This window comes from Zavarzinia sp., assembly GCF_049306435.1.
Lineage (GTDB): Bacteria > Pseudomonadota > Alphaproteobacteria > Zavarziniales > Zavarziniaceae > Zavarzinia.
The window spans coordinates 1-1,763 of record NZ_JBAQRT010000309.1 but is presented as its reverse complement, the minus strand read 5'-3'; the positions used below and the strand labels follow the sequence as shown (position 1 = coordinate 1,763).

At 70.4% G+C, this 1,763-nt stretch carries 1 protein-coding gene; it reads right to left on the bottom strand.

Annotation, left to right across the window (positions count from 1 at the left end; genetic code table 11):
- Positions 1 to 96: 96 nt before the first annotated feature.
- Positions 97 to 1,763, bottom strand: a 1,667-nt coding sequence (locus WAZ62_RS17110) for a glycosyltransferase family 2 protein (protein ID WP_422644747.1), incomplete at its 5' end; no start/stop codon positions are given.

Below are 1,763 nucleotides of genomic sequence, written 5' to 3'. Positions count from 1 at the left end.
GGCCATCCCCGGCCGGCAGGTCCAGCCGGACCCGATCGGCCGCCAGCGCCAAGGCCGCCAGGGCGAGGGCCGCGAAAAGGGGGCGGGGCCAGGCCCTCACGGTGGCAGGTCGCGTCCGGCGAGGGCGGCGCGGACATGGCGGCTCTGGCCGTGGGTGGTCTTTTCCCACAGGAAAGGCTGGCGCGACCATTGCCACAGCGCCCGCCAGCCGGCCACCGACATCAGCGCCCAATAGGGTGTGATGGTCAGGGCCCAGGGGGCGAGGGCGAACCAGCGTCGGCGGAACGGCGCCACCAGCGCGAGATAGAGGAACAGGAAATTGCCCCCCAGCCAGCAGCACAGGCCGGCGATCTTCACCGGCAGCGGGAACAGCGGGTCGAGCCAGCTGCCGCCATTGACCAGCCACAGGCCCCAGGCGGCCCAGACCACGGGGTTCAGCAAGGCCGAGGTGAAGGTCCCGGCGATGAAGGCGAGAAAGCCGAGGAAATTCACCACCCCCAGCCGGCGGCCCAGGACAAGGGGGCGGCGCATCTGCACGGCGAAGGTCTGCATGTAGCCCTTCAGCCAGCGGGTGCGCTGGCGGATCCAGCCGGTCAGGCTTGTCGTCGCTTCCTCGTAGGTCGTCGAATCGATCAGGCCGACGGTGTAACCATGGGCATACAGCCGCATCCCGAGATCGGCATCCTCGGTGACATTGTAGGGGTCCCACGCCAGAACATCGCGCAGGATGTCGGTGCGGAAATGATTGGATGTCCCGCCCAGCGGAATGGCCATGCCCAACCGGTCCAGCCCCGGCAGCAGATAGTCGAACCACAGCGCGTAATCGAGGGCGAACATCCGGGTCAGCCAGTTTTCCCCGGCATTGAAGAAATTCAGCCGGGCCTGGACGCAGGCCAGCGTCGGGGGGCCGGCCATCAGCGCCGCCGCCGCCCGGCGCAACTGATCGGATTCCGGCCGGTCCTCGGCGTCATAGATGGCGAGCAGGCGGCCGCGGGCCAAGGGCAGGGCGAAATTGCAGGCCTTGGGCTTGGTGCGGGGAAAGGAGGGCGGCACCGCGATCACGTCGAACCGCTGGTCGAGGGCCAGCGCCCGCGCTGCCGCGATGGTTTCCCCGTCGTCCGCCTCGAGCAGGAGTTTCACGTCCATGAGGGCGCGGGGGTAGTCCAGCCGGTCGAGCGCGTCGGCCAGCAGCGGCAGGATGTCCGGCTCCCGGTAGAGCGGCACCAGCAGCGTATAGGTGGGAAGATCCTCGTCCGCCAGGGGCGGCGGGTCCGGCGGCTTGCCGCGCAGGCCCGCACCGACCAGCAGGGCGCGCAGCGACAGGTTGCCAAGATAGAACAGGGTGACCAGCGACGACAGGACAAGGGCCGCTGCCATGGGGGCGGTCAGCACGGCGGCAACGGCCAGGACAGCCATTCCCGCCACCACCGCCCGTTGCCAGAACGGCGCGCCGGTGCCGGCCGAGGCTTCGGGCCGGCACCGGCGCAGGTCCTCGGTCGCGGATCGGGTCAGCTCGGCCCCGAAACGGTCGGTGAGGGCGCCGACCAGCAGGGGCCGGGTCGCCACCGCCAGCACGGCCCGGCCGCCACAAAGGCGCTCGGCCAGCGCCAGGGTAAAGGCATCGGGGCTGGTGCAGGCGAAGACCAGGGCATCCCCGGCGCGTCGCCAGGGCATCATCTGATGCTCGATATAAAGCGCCAGGTCGGAACGGCGGGCCAGATCGGGCGCGGGCGGCCCGGAATCGGACGGCAGCAGCTCGAGCC